At 53.8% G+C, this 21,876-nt stretch carries 11 protein-coding genes; 6 read left to right on the top strand and 5 right to left on the bottom strand.

Annotated elements, in window-relative coordinates; translation table 11 throughout:
- Positions 1–36: 36 nt before the first annotated feature.
- The 4 genes from VJ698_RS11420 to VJ698_RS11405 form a co-directional block, all read right to left on the bottom strand.
- Positions 37–3,462 carry an EAL domain-containing protein gene (locus VJ698_RS11420; protein WP_324102874.1) on the bottom strand — a complete coding sequence of 1,142 codons (3,426 nt, stop codon included), beginning with the start codon at positions 3,460–3,462 and terminating at the stop codon, positions 37–39.
- 337 nt (positions 3,463–3,799) lie between these two features.
- The gene (locus VJ698_RS11415; protein ID WP_324102873.1) at positions 3,800–7,687 is read right to left on the bottom strand and encodes an EAL domain-containing protein; all 3,888 of its coding nucleotides are present in this window, start codon (positions 7,685–7,687) and stop codon (positions 3,800–3,802) included.
- A 338-nt stretch (positions 7,688–8,025) separates the two neighbouring features.
- A complete protein-coding gene (locus VJ698_RS11410; RefSeq protein ID WP_324102872.1) occupies positions 8,026–9,318 on the bottom strand; it encodes an ATP-binding protein in 1,293 nt (430 codons plus the stop codon).
- Positions 9,297–10,307, bottom strand: a complete 1,011-nt coding sequence (locus VJ698_RS11405; RefSeq protein ID WP_324102871.1) for a hypothetical protein — start codon at positions 10,305–10,307, stop codon at positions 9,297–9,299. Before VJ698_RS11405 ends, VJ698_RS11410 begins: the two co-directional genes overlap by 22 nt.
- 222 nt (positions 10,308–10,529) lie before the next feature.
- Between VJ698_RS11405 and VJ698_RS11400 the strand changes: the two genes are divergently transcribed.
- The 6 genes from VJ698_RS11400 to VJ698_RS11375 all read left to right on the top strand — a co-directional run bounded on the left by VJ698_RS11400 (position 10,530) and on the right by VJ698_RS11375 (position 20,456).
- Positions 10,530–11,714: an EAL domain-containing response regulator gene (locus VJ698_RS11400; RefSeq protein ID WP_324102870.1), complete on the top strand. Its 1,185-nt coding sequence runs from the start codon at positions 10,530–10,532 to the stop codon at positions 11,712–11,714.
- Positions 11,715–12,831: 1,117 nt separating this feature from the next.
- Positions 12,832–13,398 carry a hypothetical protein gene (locus VJ698_RS11395; protein WP_324102869.1) on the top strand — a complete coding sequence of 189 codons (567 nt, stop codon included), beginning with the start codon at positions 12,832–12,834 and terminating at the stop codon, positions 13,396–13,398.
- A 1-nt stretch (position 13,399) separates the two neighbouring features.
- A complete protein-coding gene (locus VJ698_RS11390) occupies positions 13,400–15,760 on the top strand; it encodes a hypothetical protein (protein ID WP_324102868.1) in 2,361 nt (786 codons plus the stop codon).
- Positions 15,761–15,762: 2 nt separating this feature from the next.
- Positions 15,763–17,262 (top strand): ATP-binding protein, encoded by a 1,500-nt coding sequence (locus tag VJ698_RS11385; RefSeq protein WP_324102867.1) that lies wholly within the window; start codon positions 15,763–15,765, stop codon positions 17,260–17,262.
- 33 nt (positions 17,263–17,295) lie between these two features.
- On the top strand, positions 17,296–19,119 hold the full coding sequence (locus tag VJ698_RS11380) for a TniQ family protein (RefSeq protein WP_324102866.1): 1,824 nt from the start codon (positions 17,296–17,298) through the stop codon (positions 19,117–19,119).
- Positions 19,119–20,456, top strand: coding sequence for a TnsD family Tn7-like transposition protein (locus VJ698_RS11375; RefSeq protein WP_324102865.1), 1,338 nt, complete (start codon positions 19,119–19,121; stop codon positions 20,454–20,456). Before VJ698_RS11380 ends, VJ698_RS11375 begins: the two co-directional genes overlap by 1 nt.
- A gap of 684 nt (positions 20,457–21,140) precedes the next feature.
- On the opposite strand, the gene VJ698_RS11370 is transcribed toward VJ698_RS11375, so the two are convergent.
- Positions 21,141–21,716, bottom strand: a complete 576-nt coding sequence (locus VJ698_RS11370; RefSeq protein WP_324102864.1) for an NUDIX hydrolase — start codon at positions 21,714–21,716, stop codon at positions 21,141–21,143.
- Positions 21,717–21,876: the final 160 nt, after the last annotated feature.

Below are 21,876 nucleotides of genomic sequence, written 5' to 3'. Positions count from 1 at the left end.
CCTAATGTCCGAACCGGTGCAACAGAAATGCGTGGATTATGGCTTCGAGGCTGCCCTTTTGTTCCACCAGTCAATAAAGTTAACTCCAGGCATCGGCCGCCCAATTAGGAAGCCTTGCACCTGATGACAATTCCGCTCACGCAAGAATTTCAAATCGCTCTTGGTCTCAACGCCTTCGGCGACAACTTTTAGGTTCAGGGTACGCCCGAGGGCAATGATTGCTTCGACAATGGCTGGGCCTGGCCCGCCGTGTTTAATGCTTTTTACAAAGGCGCGGTCAATCTTGAGTTTATCGAGCGGCAAGCGGGCCAGTTGACTCAGGCTGGAATAACCGGTCCCGAAATCGTCCAATGCGACAGAAACCCCGGCGTCCCTCAAGGTCGAGAGCGCTTTTACGGATTCGTCGATATTCGTCATTAATGCGCTCTCGGTGACCTCCAGCGTGATGCATTCCGGGTCAACGCATGTGTCGCGCAATATATGAATGAGTGCGGGCAGAAAGTCTCGATGCCGGAATTGAATCGCTGAGACGTTGACCGCTACCGAAAGTGGTGGCACGCCATTTTCTCGCCATTCGTGGAGCTGGCGACAAACCTCTTCGAACACCCATTGCCCCAAGGGCTGGATGACCCCGACAGATTCCGCTATGGGAATGAAGAGATCAGGGCCGATTGCCTGGACATCGGGGGGCTGTGGCCATCGCAGCAATGCTTCAGCTCCACTTAAACTTCCCGTGGAGGCGTCAAGAATTGGCTGATAAAACACCTGAAACCCTTGTCCTTGAACGCCCCTGCGCAAACGCTGTTCTATCGAAAGCGCTACCGGGGTGCGGTCGCTCGGCGACATCGTGTAAAAGTGGTAATTATTGCGACCGCTATCCTTTGCCTGGTACATCGCCACATCCGCGTTCTGAATCAACACGTCGAGAGATTGGCCATCTTGCGGAAACAAGCTGATACCAATACTGGGGGAGCAGTACAGTTCCGTATCTCCGATCCAGTAAGGCTGTCGAAGCTGCTCCAGCAAATTCGTCGCAATGTGAGCGGCGTCAGTTGCGCTGTTCAGGTTTGGCAGCACGGCCAGAAATTCATCTCCGCCAAGACGCGCCATCAAATCTTCCCCTCGCAACGCGTGTCGAAGGCGCTGCCCCAACTGCTGCAATAGCTGATCGCCCATATCATGGCCGTACGTGTCGTTGATCGACTTGAAACGGTCAAGATCAATGAACAGCGTAGCCAGCATCTTCCCGGAGCGGCGCGTCGCGGCCAGCAGAAGTCCACCAAATTCAAACAGCGATGCGCGATTATGCAGCCCGGTTAATGGGTCGTGGTGCGCCATATGGCGCATGCGTTCTTCCGCCTCCTTGCGCTCTGTGATTTCGCTCGCCAACATGACAAGCCCCTCTGGCGATGGAAAAATCCCTATATTCCACCAGCGTTCATTTCGAACGTACTCCAGTTGCGCGGTACGGCGCTGTCCCATTGCATGTTGCAAAGCGATCCGCAGATCACCCTGCATACTGTCGGGGAAAAACTCTCCTAGCGGTTTTTGAATCAAGTCTTCCACTGCCGATTCGAGCAAATGCGCCGCTTTACCGTTCACATAGGTAATTCGCCATTGTCGATCAACTGCAATAAAGGCTTCGCTGACACTTTCCAGTACCATCCGCATCCGTGTGCGCGCCGCTTCCGCCTCCGCCCTTAACGTCCGTTCATGCCGGTTGCGCGCGGCCTGTTCCACCAGGATGGTGACGCGCGCCAGCAGTTCCCGTGCGCTGAATGGCTTCACAAGAAAGTCATCGGCACCGGCTTCCAACGCAATGCTTCGTTGCTCATCGTCAGCCTTGCCGGACACGATGATGATTGGCAGAGCCGAGACCATTGGATCGGTTCGAATCGCACGTACCAGATCGAGGCCGCCAAGTCCGGACATCAATAGATCAGTGACAAGCACGTCCGGCGGTTTCTGATACACGCTCTCCAACGCACGCGCACCCACCGTTTCTGTCTGGGTCTCAAAGCGCTCACCTAGTAGACGTGCGATGTAATTGCCCAAATCTACATTGTCATCGACGACCAGCACACTTGCTCGTTCCTTGGTCGCACCAGGAACGCTGGGTTCATTGTGCGTTTCGGTGTCAGTCTCATCAATCCAGTGCTTGATCTCTTCGACATAGCTATTGGCTTGCCATGAATCGTTGGCCGACGCATCTTCCAATACTGAGCTGGCCGGCAAATGTGTACACCCGAGGGGAATCTCCACCGTAAAGGTACTGCCCTTGCCAACAGTGCTCTCAACGTGCACGTCGCCGCCATGTAAGTGGACCAGTTCCTTGACCAGCGCCAACCCAATGCCGGTGCCGTCTTCACCGCGTGCTGCGGCTCCCTTGGCGCGGAAAAAGCGGTCGAAAACCATCGGCAGATCTTCGGGCGAAATCCCGCTGCCAGTGTCTCGCACCGTCAATTCCGCACGGCCGTTGCGCTCCTTGAGCTGGACCTGAATTTCCCCCTGTTTTGTGAACTTGAAAGCGTTGGAAAGCAGGTTGAGGACAATTTTTTCCCACATCTCCCGATCAATGTATACCGGTTCCTGCAGTGGCTGTGATTCAATGGAAAAACGCAAGCCCGCCTGTTCCACTGCCGTACGGAACTGGCTGGCCAAGTCATTCGTAAAAGAAACCAAGTTTGTTGGTTGGTATTTGGCCCTGATGCGGCCGGAATCTGCTCTGGCGAAGTCGAGCAACGTGTTGACCAGATGCAGCATCCTTTTCGCGTTACGTGTCGCGGTCGCAAGCGCCTTTTGCCGGGCCGGCTCGCTTTGTTCGCCGGAGCGCTGCATCTGTTCCAGCGACCACAGCAACAGGGTCAGGGGAGTTCGAAACTCGTGACTGACGTCATTAAAAAAATCCGTTTTCGATTTGTCTAGTCTCGCAAGGGCATCATTAGCCTCCCGCAACCGCGTATTCATCGCCTCGATCTCCCGGCCACGGCGAAACAGCTCTACCGCGAGCGCTTCAGCGCGCATATCGCCGGCGCCTTGCGGTGGATTTTTGACGAGATCCGTGACGTCTTCGACGCGGTGGATGATGCAGCTGATTACCCCGTCCTCATCAAGGACGGGGACATTAACCGGGCTCCAGTGGCGTTCTTCGAACTCGCCGCCAGGAGTGGGAATGTCGTACTTCTGCAGCGGCATCGTATCCGGTTTTTTTTTCGTCAACACACGTTCCAGCGAGGCACGCAAGCGAGCGACGCTGTTGGACTTTGGATCGGAGGGATTTTCGGGGAAAACTTCGAAAATGTGGCGGGCAAAAATCGGCACACCTTCGGTATGCGTGGCTTGGCGGTACGCCTTGTTCGCTGCAATAATTCTTAGGTCAGGTCCAAGGATCAGGCACGGAGATGGCGTAGATTCGAAGATTTTCTGAAAGTCCAGGGAGGCGATGGCTTTCTTATCCATCATCAGTGTTCCGGTGTGGCCTACGGGTACGGTAGACTGGCCGACACCTCCTAAGTTCATTGCCCAATAAGAAATTGTTCGCCAGCCTCACTGTTGAAAATTCACTTACTCTGCATTGAATTGGTCGGCTGCGGCAATAGCTACTTCTGGCCGTTATTGCTTTCTCGGCACTCTTAAGGAGCCGGCTGCTATCGGCTGCCTTTCAGACGATCAAAGAGGTGGGGTGAAGGAGAACATCCGACCCGTTGCCGTCATTCACCTCCGTGATTTAACGGCAGATAACACAGTGGAGCAACCACCCGGCGGCGCCACTCACGGATAGTAGTCGGCCAAAGCGCCGTCAACGCACCTGCCTCTCCCGGCACCACTGTGCAAATTCCGTCGCTGGCAAAGGCTTGCTGAACCAGAATCCTTGGGCTTGATCACAGCCATGATCTCGAAGGTAGCGCAGAGCGTTTTCAGACTCGATCCCCTCGCCAACGACTTCCAGGTTGAGGCTGCGGCCTAAAGCCAGGATTGCGTCCGTCACGGCCCTGCTGGCGTGGTCGCTTTCGATGCGTTGTACGAACGATTGGTCGACCTTGAGCTTGTCGAAGGGCAAGCTGCTCAGCGTGTTCAGACTCGAATAGCCGGTCCCAAAGTCGTCAATGACGGTCTTCACGCCGATTGACTTTAGCTTGTGAAGAATCTCCACCGCTTCGTCGACGCTTTCCATCACCGTGCTCTCGGTCACTTCCACCTGGAGTGAGCAGGAGTCAACACCCGCAGCGGAAATGATAGCGCCTAAGCGCTCTGCAAAATCACGCTGCCTGAACTGCAGGGCTGAAACATTGATTGCAATCGGAACCAGCAGCCCATTCTTGCGCCAAGCCTCATACTGGCGGCAAGCTTCGGCCGCCACCCACTCACCCAGTTGACCGATCAAACCTGCCGCTTCGGCTATCGGGATGAAAGTGTCGGGTCCGACTTGCTCCCCGGCGTGGTCGGCCAGTCGAACGAGCGCTTCCGCTCCGACCAACCGGTTTTGCGTGATGTCCATCACTGGCTGGTAGTGCAGGATAAACCCATTGTTCTTGAGCGCACTTTTGAGCCTGGCTTCAATTGAATACGCTGCGTCCGCACGATGGTAAAGATCGGGCGTGAAGAACTGGAAGTTAGCCCTGCCAGCCTGCTTAGCCTGATACATCGCCAGATCCGCGGCATGAATCAGTTCGCTGACGTCGGTGCCGTGCTCCGGACAATAGCTGACGCCGACCGATGGAGAAAGGGATAGCTCCAGGTTATCGATAAGGAATGGCTTGCTGACAGTGTCAATCACGTGGCGTGCTACTGCCGCTGCCCGATGACGCTCTGTGTCAATATGCGGCAGCACGATCAAAAATTCATCACCACCAAGTCGCCCAACCAGATCTTCCCGCCGCGTGCAGCCGACGAGGCGCTTGGCAACCTCCTGGAGCACCCCGTCGCCGACTTTGTGTCCATAGAGGTCGTTGATCTGCTTGAACCGGTCGAGGTCAACGAACAAGACGGCGCCGCAGCTGTGGCGGCGCCGAGCACCGGCAAGCAGGTGTTCTGTGTACTCGAAAATAAGCGCCCGATTGGGAAGGCCGGTTAGCGGATCGTGCAGTGCGGCTTCCCGGACTTGGTGCTCGGCGAGCTTGCGATCATTGATGTCGGTATGTGTTCCAACCAGCCGCCGGGGTCTGCCTCGCGCATCGCGATCGGCACCGACCGCCTGGCACAGGATCCATCGCCAGGAACCATTCTTGTCGACGAACCGCAGCTCCACCCAGTAACTGTCACGCTTGCCCTCAAGCACGTCATCGATCAGTTCATGCGCGCCGGGGCGATCTTCTTCATGAATGATTGAAAGCCAATTGGCTACTGTGGGAAGTTCGCGCGGGAAGTAGCCAACCATCGTGAAGAGTTCGTCATCAGGACGAACTATTGTCATCGTCTTAACGTCGACTTCCCAAACTACTGAACGGCCAGCACGCAAAGCTAGTGCGAGCCTAGTTTCGCTTGCGCGCAGGGCCTCTGCGGTCTTCCGCAGCTCGTCAGCTTGCTCGCGAAGCTTCATCTCAGCGTTCCGCCGCTCCGTGATGTCGGCGGAGAACACGACCAATCCGTCGGAGGACGGAAACACGCGAATGTCCCACCATCGCCCTCCGACCGTATCGCGCGCTTCCACGCATTCAGAGGTCCGCCCGCTCATTGCGCGTTGGAGAGCCTCGGATACTGCCCCGTTCGGATCCACGAAATAGGCGGTTCGTACATCCTCTCCAATCAGTGCTTCCCTGATTCTGCCCACCACACTTGCCGCCTTGCTGTTCACGTAGGTGATTCGCCAATTCCAATCGGCTGCGACGAACGCATCGTTGACACTTTCCAGGACCATCTCGAGCTGGGCTTGCACCGCCTCCGCATGGGTGCGCAATGCCTGCTCGCGACGGACGTACTCAAATTGCGCGAGCTGCCCCGCAATTCTCGCCAACAGCTCGCGGCCGCTGAACGGCTTGACCAGATAATCGTCGGCGCCCGCCTGGATGCCTTCGATCCTCGCTTCTTCCGTGGCGCTTGCGGAGAGAATGATGATCGGTAGCGCGGTTAGCCGTGGATCCTTGCGGATTTCGCGCACCAGCTCAACACCGTTCAGGCCGAGCATGAATACGTCCGTGAGGACCAGATCTGGAGGCGCGGCGCGTACCGCAGCCAGTGCCGCGTTGCCGTCAGCTACCGCCTCCACGTCGTACTCCTTGCCGAGCAGCCGCGTGATGTAGCCGCGCATGTCGGTGTTGTCTTCTGCGAGGAGAATTCTTGGCCGGGGCTGCGGGGAACGGGCAACGTTCTCACCGCGCGCCTCCTCCGGGAGCCAGCTGAGTGCTTCCTCGGCGTATAAGCCCGCGTTGCTGGGATGTGCCGACGGAGATACCCCATCCCATACCCTGTCGGGCGGCAAATGCTCCCGCCCGAAAGGTACGGTAACCGTGAAGATTGTCCCCTCACCTTGTCTGCTTGCGACGCGAACTGTTCCGGCGTGCAGCCGAACCAGCTCATGCACGAGCGCCAGGCCGATTCCAGCTCCTTCGGCAGTGCGACCGTGTGTCCCCTCGATACGGTGGAAGCGCTCGAACAGCCGCGGCAGTTCATGTTCAGGGATGCCGGTTCCGGTATCACGCACCACCAGCTGCGCGCCTTCGTCCGTCGGCCGCAATGACACTTCGATCTCTCCCCGCAGGGTGAACTTGAAGGCGTTCGAGAGCAGGTTGAGAACAATCTTCTCCCACATCTCACGGTCGATAAAAACCATCTCAGACAACGGAGGGCACTTGATGATCAACAGCAGCCCGGCCCGCTCGATGGCACTACGAAAGACGCCGGCTAGCTCGCTGGTGAAGCTTGCCACATCTGTCGGTTCGTACGCCGCATCGAGCCGGCCAGCCTCGATGCGCGTGAATTCGAGCACAGCGTTGACCAGCTTATGCAGGCGCTGGGCATTGCGGTACGCGAGCGAAAGGTCCTGGCGCTCCTGCTCGTTTAGTTTTCCGGAGGAGTGCATCAAGTCCTGCAAGGGGCCGAGCATAAGCGTCAGTGGGGTGCGCAACTCATGATTGACGTTGCCGAAGAACGTTGTCTTGGCACGATCCAGCGTAGCCAGCGCTTCGTTTGCCTCGCGCAGTCGTTTGTTCGTTTCCAGCCGTTCACGCGAACGCTGGAACATCTCCGTTTCCAGTTCCTGGATTCGCTTGCTCAGCGCTACCGCGTCCTGAACGCCTTCCGCAAGCTGCTGCTTCATGCGGACGAAATCCGTCACGTCTTCGACCCGATGAATGATGTACGCCACCTCGCCTTCGTCATCAAACACCGGAGAGTTGACCGGGCTCCAGTAGCGCTCCTCGAAACCGCCTCCCCGTTCAGCCGGTTTCTGGATATCGTACTTCTGGACCGGCATTGTGTCGGGCGCCCGTGTTGCCAGGACGCGTTGCAGCGATGCCGTCAGTGCAGCGACGCCTTGCGCCTCCGGGTCCTGCGGGTTGTCGGGGAAAACGTCGAACATATGGCGACCGACGATCTCCTCTCGCCGGGTGAGGGTCGCATGCAAGTAGGCATCGTTCGCAGCAACAATGGTGAAATCCGGAGACATGACGAGGTATGGTGCAGGTGTGGCGTCGAAGATCTGCAGGATTTCTTTGGCCGGCAGGGAGGGAGGAGGATCCGAACGGTTCATGATATGAATGGGTAACTTCAGACGAGTTTGACGTAAAAGGCCGGCTGGCTGAAGTAATTGACGCCAGAATTCTTGAGACAGCGAACGTCTTCCCCTTGTTCATATTTCCCAATGCATCGAGATGGACTGAGTAACCATATGGACGATCCGTATTGTCAGACCCGGCATGCCTCGCTGTCCGCTTGAGACGCCCCCAACGTTCTCTTTGGCCGAACTTTCAACCCATAACAGTTTTTCAGTATGGGCGCTGGTTAAGACTGCAGTGAGTACAAAACAGTCATTTGCCGATTACGGAAAAACAATGGCAAGACAAGTTGATCATTTCTGCGACGTAAAAGTCACAATACGACTGGTTTGTCGAGGATCTCTCGGATCTTCCTTGCCAACTCTTGCATCCGATACGGCTTCCCAATGAAATTCGTGTTGACCGACAGCCCCTCTGCGGGGGTGCCGGCCTTGAGCGCAAAAGCCGAGGTGAACAGGATGCGAGCCTGCGGACGCTTTCTGGATATTTCTTCAGCCAGTTGAAAACCGTTCATTCCGCCGGGCATGACGATGTCGGTGAAAACGATGTCCACTTTTTCCTGGCCCGCTTCGATAAGGTGGAGAGCATCTCGCGCAGTCGACGCTTCCAGAATTTTGTAACCCATCTCGCTTAACTGAAGCTTTGCCACGCGGCGAAGCGCGTCGTTATCTTCAACAATAAGTATGGTTTCCGAACCAACAGGTGGTGTCGATATCGTGATCGCTTCACGTTCCGGGGCATGCACTTTTGCAGTTGATTTCGGTAGGTAAATCTTGATTGAAGTCCCGTACCCGACCTCGCTGTAGATCTTCACATGCCCACGGGATTGCTTCACAAAACCGTAGACCATGCTTAAGCCGAGGCCGCTTCCTTTATCCGGCGTTTTCGTCGTGAAAAATGGTTCAAACGCACGGCTTAACACTTCTTTTGGCATGCCGGTTCCGGTGTCCGTCACCGCCATCATCACGTAGTCACCTGGAACGACTTCCACATTTTCAGCACAGTAGCTTTCATCAAGGGAAATATTGGCAGTTGCGATCATGAGAGATCCGCCGTTGGGCATCGCGTCACGCGCATTGATGCATAGGTTGAGCAGCGCGTCCTGGAGTTGCGAGGGATCAGCTTCGGCCAGCCACAAGTCCTTGTCGAGATTCAATTGCACCGCGACGTTGTCGCCGAGCGTTCGCTGCAGCACCGGTGCCAATTCCGAAATCAATATATTCATACTGATCATTCTTGGCTGCAGCGACTGTTGTCGTGCAAAGGCAAGCAGCCGGTGCGTGAGTTCCGCACCACGTTGCGCGGCCTCAGCCGCTTCCGCAAGCATGGCAACTACTTCCGGGTTGTCCCTGGTCTCCTCGCTCGCCATGTCCACATAGCCGAGAATGACGGAAAGCAGATTGTTGACGTCGTGCGCGATACCGCCGGAAAGCTGGCCTATTGCCTCCATCCGTTGCGCTCTTCGCAGCTGATCCTCCAACTCTTGTTGCTTTTTCATTGCTTCAGCGATTTCGGAGGCGTGCTTTTCCGCAGCTTCTGCGCGGGATTTGGCTGCCGCGGCTTCAGCCATGTCGTCCCGAGCCTTCACGAGAGCGTCATAAAGCATGTTGATTTCATGTATCGGTGTCGACTGGTATGACGAATGTATGCCGGCGGGCCTGGCTTCGGAAGAACCGCTGGCAAGGATGCTGATGGCTCTCGTGATTCGGCGCGCGTAGAGCAACGCAAGTCCGCCTGCGACGGCAGCAAGGAGAAATCCTGCTCCGAGTGTGAACCCCGCTGCTTCATGCAGAGGTTTCTCGAACACGGAAGTGGGTGCTGCAAATGCCACTGTCCAGCCGCTTGCAGCCGAACGGCTGAATACCAAAGCGAGTGGTTGCCCTCAAACGCTGGCCCTTCCAGCTTTCCTTCGCTGTACTTTACGATTCCTTCACGCACCCATCCTGGAGCCGGCTTTCCGACAAACTGCTCGGCACCCCGCGACCGGGCGATAACAATTCCTTGCCGGTCAATGATTCCCGCTACCCAGCCGGGAGGTATTGCCCGCGATTGCAGGAAGCGGGTCCAGTAAGTACTTTGTATGAGTGCTCCGATCGTACCGCGAGATTTGTCATTCGCGTGGTCCGGCACAGGTACATAGACAAGTGCCGCCGGCGCGCCAAATACTTCTTTCCGTAGAAAGTTGGAAACAGCCAGTTGTTTCGCTTTGCCTTCCGTTGTGACCGCCACAGGTTGTCCGGGGTTTAGAGCCCTTTTTCCCGGCCAGATGAACCAAACGGACTTCCCATCGTCGCTTGTACGCAGAATAGCCGACCAGTTTTGATGATTGGCCCCCATCGCCCTTGCCTGGTCCTCGAATTGGCGCTGTCCAGATTGAGCAGGTGAATCCAGAAACGCCAAGCTTTGCAGCGCAGCAGCACTGGCCTGAAGTTCCTGGTCGAGCGCATAGGTGACCGCATGTATCGTCTGGAGCATGCTTTCTTCGACGTACTTGCGCTGAATCTGTGCATTCCAGTATATAAGGCCTAATGCCAGCGTCACCATTGGCAGAAGTGTAAGCAGGACAAGAATGAGCAGATGCCAACGGAGTTTCAAATTCCACCTGTGTTGCATCAATACATGCCGAACCATTTTAGACAGTGCTTTCCTGACCTGATTCGACAGCGCAGTTTCAATCACATCACTGGCGGAGATATTCTGAACAGCATCTCCTTTTACCGGTCAAATCAGCTCACTGCTTAATGAACTGTCAAATATGCTTGGCACACTGCCCCAAAGGCACATGAGCATCGGCGCAGTTCCACCTTAAGGCAAAAAATGATTCATGAGAACCGCCTGCTCATTCTCGACGATGACACGGAAATGGGGAAAATGATTGGCCTGGTTGCACAAAAAGCAGGGTTTGTCGTGCGCATATGCGTTGATGCCGAACAGTTTTTTGCAGAACTCGGCTCGTGGGCACCATCCCATATTGCACTTGATCTGGTGATGCCCGCTGTTGACGGAGTGGAAGTGCTGCGTCGCCTGGCAAATCATCGCTGTCGCGCACGCATTATTATCACCAGCGGTTTGGGGGTCAGGGTACTTGAATCAGCCAGTCGTTCGGCTGCCGAGCGTGGACTTGATATTGCGGGCGTTCTCCCAAAGCCCTTCAAGCCCCAGATCCTGCGCGAACTGTTGCAGATGCCGGGGAAGGAGTCAGGGGCCATCGATGCGAGATCGCCGGATCCAGGCTTGGCGCTCGCTGCGAAGGATTTTGATCGCGCTCTCGCAAGGGAGGAGTTCGTGGTCCATTACCAACCGAAGATCCAGTTAACCGATGGCCGTGTCATGGGGTTTGAGGCACTCGTGAGATGGCAAGTCCCTGACATCGGCCTTGTCTACCCAGATCACTTTCTTCCGGCTGCCGAGTCATTGGGAAAGATCGATGACATAAGTCAACAGGTCATTTCGACAGGCCTAGACTGGCTGCGTAACGTACGCACCCGGCATGACATCATTCTGGAAGTCAATGTATCGGCGAAAAGTCTGAGAGATATCGGTTTTGCGGATTTCATTGCGAATGAATGCGATGCACGCCAGGTCGACCGAACCGCAGTCGTAGTGGAAATCACGGAATCGAGTGCTATAAAGGATACTCATGAGACAGCAGACATCCTTACTCGACTGCGTATCAAGGGATTCCAGGTGGCTATCGATGATTTTGGCATTGGCTACTCGACTCTGAGCCAACTATCGCAACTGCCTTTTTCAGAGCTCAAGATCGACAAGTTCTTCGTTGCGCACCTTTTCCATTCAGATGACGCGCGCACGCTGGTCGGTTCGACGGTTAGCCTGGCGAAAAATCTTGGTCTCACGACCGTTGCAGAAGGTGTCGAAAATCAGTCGACAGTCGAAATCCTGAGCGAGCTGGGATGCGACACGATTCAGGGTTATCACATCTCCAAACCGCTTCCGGCCCATACGGCCAGCGAGTGGCTGGATCGGTTTACTGTCATTTGAAAGGATGGGGAACCGACAAGAAGTTGGAATACTGGACCAGCATTGCCATCCCCCGCCCGATTCAACCAAACGAACGTGCATCCATAGGCGATATGAACGGCATTGGTATATGGTGGCATGTTTAACCTTGGACAATCCAAATCTTCCCTTGGAAAACAGCAAACTCTGTAAGAGTGCCGAAACTAAATTGATTTACCAAGTAATGCCAGAATACGAATGGCTGTGTTTTGTCTGAACCGGCCGGTTATGCTGTCGCAACGGATGTCCGCTCATGGCCGATTGTCGCCAGTCAATATACTTCAGCGACTGGCAGCTTTCGTAAACAAGCTTCCGTTCACAAAAACTTGCCGGCGTGCAGTTATAGGCCAGAAGCGGCAGTCCTTGGCTTTTGCAATATCCTCAAAAGCAGTCGCTGCAGGTTGGGCCGTTACTTCATCCGGTCAAACGGTGAAACAACGCTGCGGCAACCAAGTTTCAGTTATCGGTAGCAAAGCGATAGCTATCAAGTCGCTGATACCGTCAGCAAAGTCACAATTGAAATTTATCAAAAGTAGCGAGATTCAATCGGGATACATTCATTTCATTGGCTGACCATTTGATTCGTACCGGCTCATTTGTGCGTATCCGGAAGATTATCGAATTCCCTATCAAAATCACCGTGAGGTCAACGCATGCAAGCGTCGATCAATGCCCACGTAGCTATACAGTGCTTTGGTGCCAGCTCTTTGAATTCGGGAAATCCGGATGGCGCGGGAATGCCAGACTTCCAACCGCTCGAACCAAAAGAAAAAGCTCGTCGTATACGCGGCATGACATACGAGAAGCTATATCAACGATTGTGCTTGGATACGGTCAAGGCAGCGGACCTCACTATCAGCCGTGGCTGCAAATACGCAGGAAGAATCCGTCGCCAAATTCCAATCAAGTCGTCACAACATTGGCACCGCTAGGTCGTGTTGGGCACTTTTTCTCACGAGGGGAATACCACACAGCATTACTTCTTCTCTGGTTGGGCGTGAAGGATCTGCGAGAGCAATATCCGATTTGGCCAACTGCTCACCCTCATCCGCTCGACAGTAACGAATATAGCGGCACAAGGCCTTGGTCCAGGGGGCTGTTGGCAATTGCCGATGAGGCGGGAATTGACCATGGATGCGAGATCGGGTCCCGTCAGCCTTACGTTGCTACGATAGACATCGCGGCTACTATAGAAGTCGACCGTCAGGAGAAGCTGCTGATGTTGTCATCAAAACCGATTACTAATCCAGATGACGATGTCAAATGGAGAACTCTTGAGCGGCTTGAACTGGAACGCCGCTATGCCGGGGAAATCGGTGCTGCATACCGGGTTTCGACTTCGGCGTTGATTCCGACGTTCATGGCTGGATATCTTGAATGGTGGATGGACGCGGCTTGTCTGCCAGATTCAGCTTTGGTTGGGCGAGCGCCGGACTTTTCGGACATCGTCATGGCCCAATCTTCGGAGTCGGTCTCCGATGCTGTACAAGCCGCCGCCTCTCGCCTGCGCCTCGACCTCGACTCAGCGTGGCTTCTATTCCAGCACTGCTGTTGGACACAAGCCATTGACATTGATCCTACCAAACCATTACTTGTTTCCTATCCGATTAAGAAAGGAGGAAGAGCATTGCGCACGGCCCTACAGAAAGAAATTTTCCTGTCTTAGTATGATTCAGAATGGCGCCATTCTCTCAATACTGGCCGGCAAAGTAACGACGCCGGTTCTTTTTCGTTTATTGGCTCATTGTCCACTTACCGACAGAGCGGTCCTCATTGAAATTACCAGCGGTCCACGAAAGCGGGAAGGCAGCAAGCAACCCAACTACTACTGTCCTGGATTCGTTGAAAAAACTTGGTCCAAATTGTTGCAAGAGATCGATGAGGGGACGATACGTGAGACCACTATTGCTCTGCCGGGATGGTGGAACTGGAGTGACGACGATATTAGAAAGTCGTATCCGCCGCGAGACGCTGACAAAGATTCTCCCATGTTGGAATCCAGGGAAAGCAAGTTAAAGCTGATTCAACCACTGATCAAGCGTGCAGAAGAGGAAGATGTAGACGTTTTCCTTCAGCTGGATAGGGAGGCGACGAGGTTAGCCAGGCAGCTTAACGAGCACCCGGTAAAAATGAAGGATGCGCTTCATCGATATCTCGCCTTCGGCAGCGTCCCCAACGCGCTGTTGTCCAACACGCCGCGACAGGGCGCTCCTGGAAAACCACGTATAGCTAATGAAAAGAAACTCGGTCGAAAAAATGCTGCTGCCAAAGCGGGCAATGAGGCGTTGGCGGGAAAAGCGCTTACATGGGAGGATCGGCAGAACCTAGCTGACGGATGGTTGTTATTTATGCGATCGGGAACCAATCGTGAAGAGGCATATCTGGCGACGATGGGCGTCTTTTACAGCAGCGGTTACGAGCTCAAACATGGTGTATGGACGCCAAATCTTTTGCCGGCCGAGGTGCGACCAACGTATGCAAACTTTGTTTACCACGGTCCAAAAAATGACGAACAACTCGCCGCGGCACGGCGATTGATGGGCGAAGGTAAATGGGAACGAGACTATCGTCCTCTTATAGGATCCGCAACTGATGGAATCGTTGCTGCAGGGCAGGTCGGCTCCATTGACGCGTCTCCCATCGATGTGAATCTCAACGCTATTTTCAGTCGTATATGCCCAATTGGAGTGGGGCGTGGCATTCTGGTACGCGACGTCCGGACAGGAATATATTGCGGGTGGCATATTGCCATCGGTGGCGTCAGCACTGCAGATGCAAATCTGGCCATCTTGTGTGCCGCGACCGATAAGACAGAGCTGCTCAAGCGATATGACCTGCCTTATCTCGATCCACAAGCCTTTCCACCATTATTCTTTCAGAAGTTATATAGCGATAACGGCGAACTGCGAAGCATCGAGGGCATCGACGCGAACGTGAAGACGCTTGGCGGTTCGATTGAATTTGTACAAAGCACCCGTGCGGATCGCAACTCGGTCTCGGAGTCTGGTCATCATCAACGTCACCGGCGGCTGGATCACCACCTAGAAGGAGCCACGTTCGGACGAGCCGCACGGCGTGGAGAAGTATTGCCTATCAAGAACGCGCTGTTGACGCGTTTCGAGTACGTGCGGCTCCTGTTACGATGGATGTATTGGGCTAATACGCAGCAACGGGTTCCTCACTTACTGACGACAGAGATGTTGCGCGCCAACGTTGAACCGACACGTATTGCAATTTTCCGGTGGTATGAGAATAATCGCCTTGTACGCCGCAGAAGAATTGACCCTGTACTGTTGCAGGCCAAGCTACTGCCCAGTTTTACCGCATCCGTCCAACGAAACGGGTTGGTACTCCATCGACCGGGAACGGGCAAGGCAGTGGAACTGCTGCCCCATGCACAGTTCAATGACAGTTACCTGGCGACGTCTGGTTTGATTCGCAGAGCATTAAGCGGCGGTAACAAGCATGTTACGGTCAAAGCCCACCCAGAGGATCTATCGAAGGCCTACCTGCTGGACATTCATGGCGTCCACGAGCTAAAAAACACGTCTGACGACGTAATAATGATCCATGAGGGCAGCATCCCTGATCTGTGCGCGTTAAGGGATTCGAATCGCCTTCAAACCGTCCAGACCGCTAGCAAGATAGACCAAGATCTGTCTGACATGCGCGCGTATCGGGAGGAAGAGCAGGAACGCGCCAGGCAGGAGCGTAAGCGCGAACAGATGCAACAGGCGGTTCAGAAGAAACCATCCACCGACCGCAGCAGTGTGCGCAAGAATCAGGCAGAAGAAAAGCGTAGGAGCCTTGAAATTGCCGCGGAGCGCACAGTAAATAATAGAGAAATTGACGAGCCTGCTCGCTCAAGCGCGTCTCACGCAGCGCACGCACCTACTGACGATACGTCGAGTGCCGCTCGCACAGGCGAGGCAATCAAACCCGAACTAAATCTAAGCAACGTCATACCGCTGGACCGTCAACAGGTGCTCAGGAAGCGTCTGAGCCAATATCATCGAAGCAGGAAATGATAATGGATAGTCCACTGGCAGAACCGCGGCGCGTCAAGCAAGCAAATCCATTCTATGAATGTGTCAAGGATTATTTGCAAACCTCCTCCTTGGAAGAGCGGCTGAACTCGTCTCCTTTGGGGCAAACTCCAATCCAAAGTTTGTCTATTCAGGAGCGGTTTGAACTGCTTGATCGAATGCAAGACGAAATGTTTGAGCCGACGACCACCGCCGTCGATATCGCAAGCAGGATATGCAGAATGTTGAGCCGTGGATTGCAGTCGATGGATCCAACCAATGCGGGTGTACGCAAATTCACAATGACGTTGGCACGCAACTCTGGCGTAGAAATGAGTAAATTACCGTGGTTTTCGACCTACGCTATGGGCATGACCGTGAAAGGCCCGACGGGTGTCGGCAAAACATACGAAATCCAAAGGGCACTGAAGCTCATACCGCAGAGAGTAGACCACAATGCCTCTGAGGCTGCGGGCTGGACGCATATTCGTCAGGCAGTTTGGTTATTTGTGCCGATGAGCCACGACGGCTCGCTTGGCGGGCTACTGTTTCAAATACTTTGTAGCCTTGACGAAGCCATTGAAACTGGCTACTCGTCGGATAAAAGCTTGACGAGTCTGACCAATGAAAAATTGGCGGTACGCATCGGTATTCTTTTACGAAAACATGGTGTTGGCTTGCTAGTTATCGATGAAATTCAGTCTCGGAATTTCTCGGATAACCCTAGAGGAACGCTTGCCGCCACTTTTTTCCTTCGGCTGCTGAACTTCGGTATCCCCACTGTGCTGATTGGCAATCAGCTGGGATTTGCCGCACTTGAAAAGTTTTCTCAGGATATTCGGCGCTTGAGCGCAGGCGGCGTCATCTCAATGGATCCGCATTCGGTCGACGACTGGGACTGGGAGGAATGCCTGACGCCTGCAATCTGGAAATTTTGCGTCATGCCGAATCAGGAAGACAGATCGTTTATGCGGCCGGACGTATTGTTCAAATTTTCGGGCGGCATTCGTGACTATGCGTGTAGATGCTGGATCGCAGCGCAAAGGCTAGCACTCGAAGCGGAGCGGAATGCAGTGTCTGAGGCAGACTTGGAGATGGCGTTCATTGGATCGGATTTTGGGGAGCGGGATCGACAGATTATTGCTGGGTTTCGTGACAAGAATCATCAACTGCTGAGTCATTTTTCCGACATTGACTGGGAATACTACGGCAAAAAATGGGGCCATCTGAAAGAGCCGAAAGCGTCTACTGCCGGACGGTCAGGTAAGCAGGTCACAGAAAGTGGCGAAGCGAATCAATTTACGGAATCGGGGAGCGCAGCTGAGCAACGCCCCAAACCGGAAAGGGATAAGAGCCGCATTCAGCGCAAGCGTACTCAAGAGAGCCGTCAAAAGGAGAGGCGCAAGCAGGCAAAGCAGGACTTGAATCCTGATGACATTCGTGGCAATGGATTACAAAAGTCTCTCATTTCCGGGTTCGAAGCAATTCGGAAGAAGAATGCTTGACTCGCCAATTTGAGCACACTCTCAGGAGGCTTGATGACCGCATATGCTGGGGCTCAACGCAACGGGCCGTCAAATAATTTGGACCAAACATCTCAGTCTTCAAGTCACGGCGTCACCTGTTTTCCGTATGGCGAAGCTGACGAGCGGATTGATTCACGGGTAGGTCGTTTTCATGTGCTCGAAGGCTACCGCGGGGAAGATATGACATACCGTCGCATCTTCAATTCAGCACCTTTCGTGTTGGGAGTACCGCTTCCATCTCGGCTTGACCGGTTGGCAAAGAAGCTTCCTGGTGATTATTTGAGTCAGTTGGTAGATCTCTATCAACGCAGCACCTTGATGCCGCTATACCAGCAATTTGGCGGTTCACACAGTGTGTCTAATGGTAACAAAAAGGTGTATGCCGCCATCTCCAGCAACGCGCAGTGGAAGCAGAACGCCCCCGAGACCCAGCTTTGCTTGCAGTGTCTCGCTGAGGATGAGGAAACTTTCGGATGGCCGATCATCCGTCGGTCACACAACATTCCGGGTGTTGCTGCCTGTTGGAAGCATCGAACTTGGCTAGCCAATAAGTGCTCGCACTGTGGGTGCCCATATCAGCCTCCTCATGGATTCTCGTTGACCCCGTGGAAGGGGTGCGTCAGTTGCAACGCATTCCCGATACAAGGGGCAGGGCAAGAACACGGTGTTCCTCCGGAGATTGAGATCGAATACGCGGTCTTCGCGAAAACTCTGCTAGATGCTGCGCCGATTGAAGTGCCGTCACAAAAGTTGGCCCAGCTATATCGACACCGAGCAGTGTCAATGGGTTTTTCTAGAAAGTCGCTGGTAGATCGTGCAATGCTTGCCGCAGCCATCAGCCAGCGATTTGGTAAAACAGTCCTCGGTCGGGTTGATCCGGATTTCGATCCTGTGTCACGCAAGCATAGCTGGTTTCACATTATTCAGATGCAATGTAACGAGGCTCCGTTCACTCGTCACCTACTGGTTGCGATGACGCTTTTTGAGGATGCGCCGTCATTTATTGAGCAACTCCGTCTCTTGAAGGCAGGGAAGCTGGATGATCAACTGGAGCGTCGCCGCACCGAGGTAAGTAGTGATCGTTCGATTAAGGAGTTGCGGAAAGCTGCCGCTCAAGAACGGTTCAATGAACTTGTTACGTATGCCGTTGAGCAAGATCTCGACGTCGAAAGCCTTTGGAAGCGCCGTTACGGCGACATGAAAATTTTGGCGAAGCACGCCACAGATAGCGTGCAACGGTTGCGCGACGCAATTACCAAACGGCGTAAACGATTGAATTCCAAGCAGGGAACAGCGTCACGGTCATGTTCGCTGAACAAAGCAGATGGGGAGTGGGCCAGTCGAATTACGGAGGAGGCGGTAAGGCTGTACGCAAGTGCGGAAAAGCCGTTTCGCATATCAATGAATCGGCTGAAAGCTGAGGCAGGAATCCGCCAGAACATTGACAGTGCTACATGTCCGTTGGCCTATGCCGCTCTTCAGTCCAGTATCGAATCAGTCTGGCATTTCTATGCCAGGAGACTGATATGGATGGCGCGGCTGTATCGCGGAGATTTGGCTGCGTCAAATAAAATTCGTCGTGGCGTTGACTACTATCGGATGACCGAAGTGTATCGATATTTTGAGCCGAGTCTACCGGCTTACGCCAGTATTGACACTCCAATAGATAGTCTTCTTACTGCTCTGGGAATTGCGCGGGATTGGGAGGGGCCTTGCCCAGGAAAGTATATTCGACCTGTCGGACGTGCATGCTACAGGGAGAACACCTTGCGGCTGGTAGCAACTGGTCCCGGGTCTGACCATCAACGGGAGAACAATGGGAATGCGGATTTATAATGAACCCCATCAGCCTCCCGGCATCCTTGTCGTACTTGCCCGCGTTTTATGGAAGCGAAACGCTGTATAGCCTGGTCTGTCGTTTCCATTTTCTGAGCGGCCATCTTTATTCCACCGATACAAGCTTGCTGCTATTTGCCGACCGTGTCGCCGGGTTTCGTACTGATTTCCCCGGCAATCTACAGCGATTTTCGAAGGCAACGGGCGAGCTGCTCGGTGATGCACCGAAGCTGTCCCGCGAACGCACTGTGTGGGGATTTTACCGGCCTTTTGTTAGTGAAACAATGCAGGTACACATTGAAGCGCAGATGCAGGGGGTGTTGAAGCGCGACCTTGGACATTCCCTTGGAATCATGCCAAGCCGCGTAAGCTTCCCGCATTTACTGAAAGCATGTAAGAAGTGCATGCGTCGCGACATTCAGAACTATGGCGTAGCGATTTGGCGTGTAGAGCATCAATGGCCCTCGTCTTGGATCTGTGAACGACACGGCTCGGTGCTCCAGTACGTACCATTGCGAGTCAAGCGGGTCCGGGCACAAAAATGGGTGCTGCCAGAAGACGTTCAGAAAGATGAGTGGAGTGCTTTTCGGCTAGCTCAGAGCGCAAAACATAAGCTTAGAATGCTTTTCAAGTTGTCTTCCGCCATATGCAAATCATCCCATGGCCATTTCAGCTCTGGAGCACTGAGGGTCTGTTATCTCATCGGCGTCCAACGCCGTGGATGGATGGCTCCAGACGGGTCGATCCGTTTCTCGACATTGCGGAAAGCGTTCTATGAGTATTACCGAGAGCTTGCCAAACTGCCTGGTTTTGACATCGTTCTTGGGGCGCAATTGGAACACGGAGGAATGCTCGGGGTATTAATGCGACAGTACCCGGGCACTCGCCATCCTCTGAAGCACTTGTTATTAATTGCGTTTCTTTTCGAGTCGCCTGAATTGTTTTTCGCGTCCTATGCCGAAGCCTTCTGGCAACTTCAGCAGAATGATTGCGATGTCCGTCTGGTCGGGAAGGAAATTGGCGGGGCTTGGAAAGATGCACTCCGCTACCTGGTGGAATCGGAGAAACTGTCTGTAAGCGCTGCCGCCAAAAACCTTCGTATTCCTCTGTCGCAAGCAGTAAGACAGGCACATAAGGACAAGCTTAGCTTCGCGGCTCGGCCACGTGTACTGAATACGGAAGGAACCCGTGCGATACAGGAATTGGCGCCAAAGGGAATGTCCTATTCGGAAATGTCGCTCCGACTGGGGATAAAGGCGAGTTCGATTCGTCGCTACATGGCGAGTAACACCGATGTGCGGGAACTTTGGAAGCTTGCTGGAAAGCTGGAGCGTTAGGCTAACGGTGCACCAGCACTATTACCGCAGCGCCGAAAAGCAAACCTCTTCTGAAGACACCTGCTGGCCCGTTGCATGCATTCGACATGGGACAAATCCAGGAAAGTAGATCCAAGGGGCAAAATCAACTTAGGTTATTGGCTGAGCACCGAGGGGCGACGCACCACTTCGATCACGCTCGGCAAAGAGTTTGTCTGTTCAGCATCCATTGCTTATTTCCTCCTTTCAAAAGTATTTGTATTTATGCGCATCATTCAGCAACAAAGGCGAAGGCGTTTGAGAAAGGCCAAGAATTAGTGCTTCGTGTATTGCCGGACAGGTGAATCGATGCCGGATGCAAATCAATACCTATATAAATTATAGAAAAAGCAGGATATTGATTTTCTGTTCAGAGCGGTCAGTTTTCTTGAAAGGAAATAGCCACTAGGGGAGCGATACGAAAATTTTTAAGAAATTATTATTTTTTCGATAAATTATTATTGTTGCTATGTGCGATAGCTTTCCAAAGCCCAGTTTTTCAAGAAATTATTTCATGCCTCAACGACTAGTCTTGCCTGGAACCGGCCAAAATACGTGATATTTTTTCAAGAAATTATTAGTTCGAAACATCGACTTCGGCAGTAGCGAAAAAGGGCGGCGTGTTGCCGCCCTTTTGACATTTGCGGGGTCTCGGAAGGGGGGGGGTTATTCGCCCGATCGCATCGGCTTGAGGATATCGCGTGTGTGCAATGCGTATTCGCCGCCGTCGCGCCGGATGCGCGCGAGGTCCGAGAAGAAGAATTTCAGGGTGTGTGCAACCGTGGGAAAGGCAATGTCGTCCCATGGTATCTGCATCTCTGAGAACAATTCCACTTCCAGGCTCTCGGTGCCCGCCTGGTAATCAAGATCAAGTAGTGTGGCGCGATAGAACATATGCACCTGGTGCACGTGCGGGACATTCAGCAGCGAGAACAGGTCATGCAATTCAATCCTCGCGCCCGCTTCTTCCAGCGTCTCGCGCATCGCGGCCTCGCCGGTGGTTTCATTGTTTTCCATGAAACCCGCGGGCAAGGTCCAATAACCGTAGCGCGGTTCGATCGCGCGCTTGCAAAGGAGGACACGCGTCTCGCCGCTTTGTTCCCATACAGGGATCGAACCAATCACCATCTTCGGATTCTGGTAATGAATCGTGCCGCATTGTTCGCATACATAGCGCGGACGATTGTCATCGGGCGGAATCAGCAGCGAGACGGGATGCGCGCATTCAGAACAGAATTTCATAGAAAGATAGTTTGCGAATAATGATCGTGTTGTATGGTCGATACGTTGATTGCCCCGGTTTTACTGCCTGTCGCGCATGGGAAATCAGCATCACAAGTGTATCATCGAGCGGAGCAACCAAGATTGCATTTGCGTTGATCGCGGATACCGGATATACTTC

The organism is Noviherbaspirillum sp., assembly GCF_035254685.1.
Lineage (GTDB): Bacteria > Pseudomonadota > Gammaproteobacteria > Burkholderiales > Burkholderiaceae_D > Noviherbaspirillum.
Note: the sequence above shows the minus strand (reverse complement) of the source record. Positions and strands in the feature narration are given on the sequence as shown.